5 protein-coding genes and 1 pseudogene are annotated in these 6547 nt (G+C 60.0%); 2 read left to right on the forward strand and 4 right to left on the reverse strand.

Going from position 1 to position 6547, the window contains the following annotated elements:
- The 4 genes and pseudogenes from C4334_RS14210 to eno all read right to left on the reverse strand — a co-directional run.
- A pseudogene (locus C4334_RS14210) lies at positions 1 to 907 on the reverse strand (hypothetical protein); the annotation flags it as partial.
- Between the two features lie 623 nt (positions 908 to 1530).
- Positions 1531 to 2583, reverse strand: coding sequence for a glycosyltransferase family 9 protein (locus C4334_RS14215; RefSeq protein ID WP_352432749.1), 1053 nt, complete (start codon positions 2581 to 2583; stop codon positions 1531 to 1533).
- Between the two features lie 107 nt (positions 2584 to 2690).
- Entirely contained in the window at positions 2691 to 4238 is a 1548-nt protein-coding gene (gene gpmI / locus C4334_RS14220) for a 2,3-bisphosphoglycerate-independent phosphoglycerate mutase (RefSeq protein WP_352432750.1), read from the reverse strand.
- A 90-nt stretch (positions 4239 to 4328) separates the two neighbouring features.
- Positions 4329 to 5708 (reverse strand): phosphopyruvate hydratase, encoded by a 1380-nt coding sequence (gene eno, locus C4334_RS14225; RefSeq protein WP_352432751.1) that lies wholly within the window; start codon positions 5706 to 5708, stop codon positions 4329 to 4331.
- 273 nt (positions 5709 to 5981) lie between these two features.
- On the opposite strand from eno, the gene C4334_RS14230 reads away from it, so the two are divergent.
- Both C4334_RS14230 and C4334_RS14235 read left to right on the forward strand, forming a co-directional pair.
- Positions 5982 to 6143, forward strand: coding sequence for a hypothetical protein (locus tag C4334_RS14230; RefSeq protein WP_352432752.1), 162 nt, complete (start codon positions 5982 to 5984; stop codon positions 6141 to 6143).
- Positions 6144 to 6188: 45 nt separating this feature from the next.
- Positions 6189 to 6443 (forward strand): hypothetical protein, encoded by a 255-nt coding sequence (locus tag C4334_RS14235; RefSeq protein WP_352432753.1) that lies wholly within the window; start codon positions 6189 to 6191, stop codon positions 6441 to 6443.
- Positions 6444 to 6547: the final 104 nt, after the last annotated feature.

A 6547-nucleotide genomic window follows, 5' to 3' on the forward strand; every position in this document is an offset into this window, starting at 1 on the left:
TGGGCGCTGGCGGTGGAGGCGCATCGCCCTCGACGCGAACGCCCGCCGCCTTGATCTCCACAGGAACTTTGTCTGGAGCGCTGGGCGCAACGGGCACAGACTTGTCGAGCGTTGCAACCACCGCCGGCGGAACGTCGCTCCTCTTCGCGCTGCCGTTGGCGGCAAGGTTACCGGCTGCGTTCGCTCCGCCGTTCGGAGCGGCCTTGGGCGTTGCCGCCACCTCGCCGACAGGCTTGGTCGCCGTTGTCGCACCGGACCTGTTCATCGAGTTTGCCGACTCGCCGCCCGAAGAGAGCGAGCTGTTCGCAGCGATTGTTGCAGAGGCGTCACTTGTGGGCGAAGCGTTGCTTGCCGAAGGGGCGAGCTTGGTCGGTTGCGTCGAGGTCTGCACGATCTTGGCGATGTTGTCTTCGTAGAAATACGTGATCGTGCGATATGTGACCTCGGTCGGCTCGTAAGTGATCTTACCGCCTTCAATGACCGCCACCGACGTGGTCATCTTGGTCCAGTTGCCAACGGGGTCGAACTCGTAGGCGTAGACCTCGCGGCTTACGATGGTCCCATCGTTGCTGTAGAGCGTCATCTCCGTGATGTTGCCGCGTTCGTCGTACTTGTAAACCTCACGCCCCGTTAGATTGGAGCTTTCCACCGAATAGTAAGCGTTGTCGATCTTGTTGCCTTTGATGTCGTAGGTTGCCGTCTCCAAAAGCACGCGCGGGCCCTCGATGATCTTTCCGCCCTTGACCGCGAGCTTGGCCGTCTCGGTGCGCACGCGCCGCACCGGACCGATCAAACCATCGCGGGCGCGGTCGCTTTCATCGGTCGCCTGCGCATTCACGGCCCCCCACAACCCAGCCACCGCAAGGATCAAAAGCGCCGCTGGCACGAAACTGTATCGTCGAAACATACGGAAAATCGTCCTCCGTCTATAGGTTGGCTCGTGTCGTCCTAGTCCATGAGGAAGACCGTTCGCTCGCTCGCACCCGACCGCACGAAGCCACGGTCCGCCTGCAACCCAAAAGCGCACGATCTTGTGAACGGAGACTTGCATACGGATCACAGCCACTTCAGAGGCGAGCACGACGTCGTTCAGGGTGCCGGACCCAAAAAGGAAGGTTACGCTGCCGGCACCGAGCAGCACCTGAAGATTATTACACTAACAAGTTTGTTTTGTCTAGTTAAAAATTGTTCAATTCCAAAAGGATCGGACTGCACCGTTGACGAGCTGGCGGTCGGGCAATTTCTCGCCGGTTCGCCGGTTCTCCCGCGGCTTCGGTCTTAATCGGACGGTTTTTCGCCGGTTTTCCGGTTCCACTGCCGCTTTGGCCTTAAGAAGAAATTAAGGTCTGGTGCCGCTCTCAAACGCGCGCCCCGACGGCGAAGAGCGGGCCTGGGTTGTCCAGGGGGTGGCAGAACGCGATTGCCGCTTGCTGAAGGGCAAATTCGATCTGCGAAGAGCGGGCTTTGGATTGTCGTCGAGAGTCACAGTTTAGAGTTCGAAGAGCGCAGGCGTGCGTGGGACGGCGAGGTTTAGAGTTCGAAGAGCGCAGGCGTGCGTGGGACGGCGAGCAGTTCCCGAACGGCTTGGGCCACTTCTTCAGTCGAGATGCGGTCGATGGCGTGGCTGTAGATAATGCGGCAGTTCGCACCGAGCGGAACAAAACTGTTCGGCGTCGGACGATCGAGCAACATCACCACCGGGGTTCCGACCGCTGACGCAAGATGCAGCGGGCCTGTATCATTGGAGACGAAGACCGAAAGCAGCGCTTGCGCAGCGGCCAGTTGCGGGATGGTCAAACGATCAAGCAGCACCGACGAGCGTGGAAAGCGAGCGCGTATGGAATTGACCAGATCTTTCTCTTCTGGACCGACGAAGACAACAGTTTGCGTTTCGTCGCTCTTTTCTAGCGTGTGAGCCAGCTCGGCGAAGCGGTCCAACGGCCATCGCCGCGCCGGGTGTCCGGCGCCCGGGAAAAGGCCGACAAGCGGCGCACAGGTGCGCGCTCGCGCTCGTTTGAGCATCTCGTAGGCGGCGCGTTCATCTTCGGGACGCGGACGAAGTTGTGGTAGGCGCGGCGCGTTCTCCACGCCGAGCGGTTTAAGCACGTCTAGGTAACGATCCACAGCGTGCTTGCGGAAGTCCTCCACTGGCGGGCGCGGACGAAAATTCGAGAGCGCGTCGAGCGAGCGCCCAGGGCGCCGCGCATAGAGTCGCCACGGGGCACCGGAAAGATAACCGAGCAGATTGGTTTCGTACAGGCTGTGAAGATCGATGACGAAATCGAACCGGGCGCGTCTCACTCGTCGGACCAGTTGCACGATGCGCAGCAGGGCCGTCGGTTTCGGGCCGTCGCGCAACGCCACGCGGTCGATGCCGATCACTTCATCAGCGTAACCGGACAGTTCCACGATGGCAGCGCCCGGACGCCCCACCACTACGGTCAAGTGTGCTTGCGGGAAGCGCGTGCGCACGGCGCGCAGCGCCGGAAGACTAAGAACGACATCGCCCAACTGCCCGAAGTCGATGATGAGCACGCGGCGCGGGTCGAAATCGATCGTCGAAGGATTTGCCCGTTCTGGCATGATCTCTCACCGTTCCAGAACCCTCTGCGCGGCGTTGCCGATCAGGCTGCCTCCATCGGACTCCTTGAATCAAGCTCCAGCATGCTTGTTTAACTTGTCTTCTGCGTTCAGCCTTCGCGCAGATCGCGTCCGGTCATCTCCGCCGGTTTTTCGACTCCGAGCAGGCCGAGAATGGTCGGCGCGATATCTTCGAGCGCGCCTCCATCGCGCAACTTCAAGCCCCGCGCCGCTTCATCGACTAGAACGAACGGCACCGGGCTTGTCGTGTGTGCCGTGTGTGGGCCGCCCGTTGCCGGATCGATCATGATCTCGGCGTTGCCGTGATCGGCAGTGACGAGACAGCGTCCGCGCACGGCGCGCATCGCCTTGGTGATCCAACCGATGCAGGTATCGACGTACTGCACGGCCTCGATGGTCTTTTCGAGATTGCCCGTGTGGCCGACCATATCTGCGTTGGCGAAGTTGATGACGAAAACGTCCGTTTCGCCCTCGTCGATGGCGCGCAGCACCTTGTCCGTGATCTTGAAAGCCGACATCTCCGGCTGCAGATCATAGGTTGCGACCTTGGGCGATGGCACCAGCAGTCGCCGCTCGCACGCGAACTCGCGCTCGATGCCACAGTTGAAGAAGTATGTGACGTGCGCGTACTTCTCGGTTTCGGCCAAGCGGTAGTTGCGCACGCCGACGCGCGCGAAGACTTCGGCGAGGATGTTGCGCGGATGCTCCGGCGGGAAAGCGACCGGGAACGGATAGGTTTTGTCGTATTCGGTGAAGCAGACCATTTCGACCTTCGGTCGATCAGGAACCGGGAAGGCATCGAAGCCGGGCAGCGCCAACGCGCTCGTCAATTGCCGCGCGCGATCCGCGCGGAAGTTGAAGAAGATGACGGCGTCGCCATCACCGATCGTCGCCACGGGCTCGCCTGTGGCGCGACGGAGCGAGATGGGTTCAACGAACTCATCCGTCACGCCGCGCTCGTAAGAACGTTGAATCGCGGCGATGGGATCGGCCGCACGCTCGCCTTCGGCATGAACGAGAAGATCGTAGGCGCGTTTGGTTCGCTCCCAACGCTTATCGCGGTCCATCGCGTAGTACCTTCCGACAATCGACGCGATCTCGCCGACGCCTGCTTCACGCATCTTATCGAGCAATTTCTGCACGTAGCCGATGCCGGAAGTCGGCATAGTGTCGCGGCCATCGAGGAAAGCGTGTACGAAGACGCGTTCGACGCCGCGCTCTTTGGCCAAACGCAGCAGAGCGTAAAGATGTTCCTGAGACGAATGGACCATGCCGTCGGAGACTAGTCCCATCAAGTGCAACGCGCGATGGCGTCTTTTGGCACCGTCCATCGCCTCGACGAGCACGGGGTTGCGGAAGAATTCGCCCGTTTCGATGGCGTGGTCAATGCGCCCGACATCGGTACGAATGACGCGCCCGGCGCCGATGTTCATGTGCCCGACCTCGGAGTTGCCGATCACGCCGCGCGGCAGACCGACGCGCACGCCGGAGGCTTCGAGCAGCGTGTGCGGATACTTCTCCATCAACTCGTCGAAGTAAGGCGTCGAAGCGAGCGCGATGGCGTTTCCTTCGCGCTCGGCGCGATAACCCCAGCCGTCCATCACGATCAATGCCAAAGGCTCGGACCTTTTGCTCAAAGCTCAATTCTCCTTCTCTCGGAAACCGCTGATCTCATCGGTCGCGGCGAGTGAGGTTTTGTCCGCCCCGTGCCATCCAACACATGCGCTTTACGCGCGTCCGCGTGCGCGCGCCCCGCCGTTGCGCCGTGAGCGGACGGCGTTGGCCGTTTCCGCTCTCGCCTCGGCCTTTTGGAGCATCTCGTTGTCCAGATGATCGAAAGCTGCCGGTCCGGGGAAGTATGCCGCATCTGCCAGCTCTTCTTCGATGCGCAGCAATTGATTGTACTTCGCCGTTCGATCCGTGCGCGACAGCGACCCGGTCTTGATCTGCCCGGCATTGGTCGCCACGGCGAGGTCGGCGATGAATGGGTCTTCCGTTTCGCCCGAACGGTGCGAGATGATCGCCGTCCGACCGCGCGTGCGGGCTAATTCGATGCATTCGAGCGTTTCGGTGAGCGTGCCGATCTGGTTGACCTTGACGAGAATGGAGTTAGCGACGCCTTTTTCGATCCCCTCGCGCAGGAACTTCGTGTTGGTCACGAACAGGTCATCGCCCACCAACTGGATGCGGCGGCCCAGTTCGTCGGTTAACAGTTTCCAACCTTCCCAGTCGTTTTCCGCCATCCCATCTTCGATGGAGATGATCGGGTATTGATCCACCCAAGATCGCCAGTAAGCGACCATTTCTTCGCGCGACAGCCGTCGCCCGTCCGATTTTTTGAAGACGTAGAAGCCGTCTTCGTGGAACTCGCTCGCCGCCGGATCGAGCGCCAAGAGGATGTCGCCTCCGGCTTTGTAACCGGCTTGAGCGATCGCTTCGAGGATGGTCTCGACCGCTTCCTCGTTCGAGCGCAGGTTCGGCGCAAAGCCGCCCTCATCGCCGACGCTGGTCGCATAACCGCGCTTTTTCAGCACCGCCTTGAGCGCGTGAAAGACCTCAGCGCCCATGCGCAGCGCGTCGCGAAAGGTGTGAGCGCCGATGGGCACGATCATGAACTCTTGAAAATCGACGTTGTTATCGGCGTGCGCGCCGCCGTTCAAGATGTTCATCAGCGGCACGGGCAGAGTTCGCGCCGAAACGCCGCCCAAATAACGGTAAAGCGGCACTTGTAGGAAGTCGGCGGCGGCGCGTGCCGTCGCCAGCGAGACGGCGAGAATGGCGTTGGCGCCCAAGCGCTTCTTGTTCGGCGTGCCGTCGAGCGCAATGAGCGTGCGATCTATTTCGATCTGCTCGAGCGCATCCATGCCTTCGAGTTCGCGGGCGATCTGCTCGTTGATGTGTTCGACAGCGCGCAGCACGCCTTTGCCGCCGTAACGCCGACGGTCGCCATCACGCAGTTCCACCGCCTCGTGTTCGCCGGTCGAGGCGCCTGAGGGAACAGCCGCACGCCCTTGATGGCCGCTGATCAACCCGACTTCGGCCTCGACGGTCGGATTGCCACGCGAATCGAGGATTTCGCGCGCGTGTACGAAATCGATCAAGCTCATGATGGATCGTCTCCTTATCGAACTGTTCGGCTGAACAACATCGCACAGGAGATGCTCGCGAGTCAAAGAGAAGCGTGAGAATTACGCGATAAATCGAATGCGGATATGATGAAACTGTCGCTAACGATCGTCTTCTACACAAAAATATGATTTGACCCCTCTTTAAAGGCGATTTAACCTCGACATGGGGTTGGTTGGTACGCATTTTGCCAACTGTGATGTGCGATCGATCCGATGCGTACACGTACCGATCAACTCGAAAGGGAAGCGAAGATGGAACGGAAATGCGGCGCGGACTCGACGGAGTCACAACCCCAAAGGGAAGATGAACCCCAAACGGAGAAAAAGAAGAGTCCGGTGGTCGGATATGTGATCGCCGGGGCTTCGCTGGCCATTCTATTCGGCCTTGCTTTTTTAAAAGGGCGCGTGGATTGAGTCATGAACAACTAACAACATTCTCAAAGAGGAGCGAGATGGAGTATGGCAGCGACACAAGGAAGCATCACTGGAACGCACATCCGCACGGACAAAGCGGAAGAGATCCTGCGCACAGTCGATGAGTCGACCAAATCATCAACGGGCATGAGTCTCTTTCATATCTTGACGCTTGGATCGATCGGGGCTTCTTTGGCCCTCTTTCTGTCAGGCAAAAAGGAAGCGGGAATTTTCGTCGGCCTCTGGCCGCCGACCTTCCAAGCGTTGAAGTCCGTTGTTGACAAAATGGAGCGACGCTGAAGTCAGGATCGCATACCCTCGCCCCGAGGACGGGAGATTGACGCCGCGTGCGTCTTCAAACCCGTCCTCGTCGTCTTTCGCGATAAAAGTGACACTCCCAGCCC

The sequence above is a fragment of the Pyrinomonas sp. genome (assembly GCF_040289685.1).
Taxonomy (GTDB): domain Bacteria; phylum Acidobacteriota; class Blastocatellia; order Pyrinomonadales; family Pyrinomonadaceae; genus Pyrinomonas.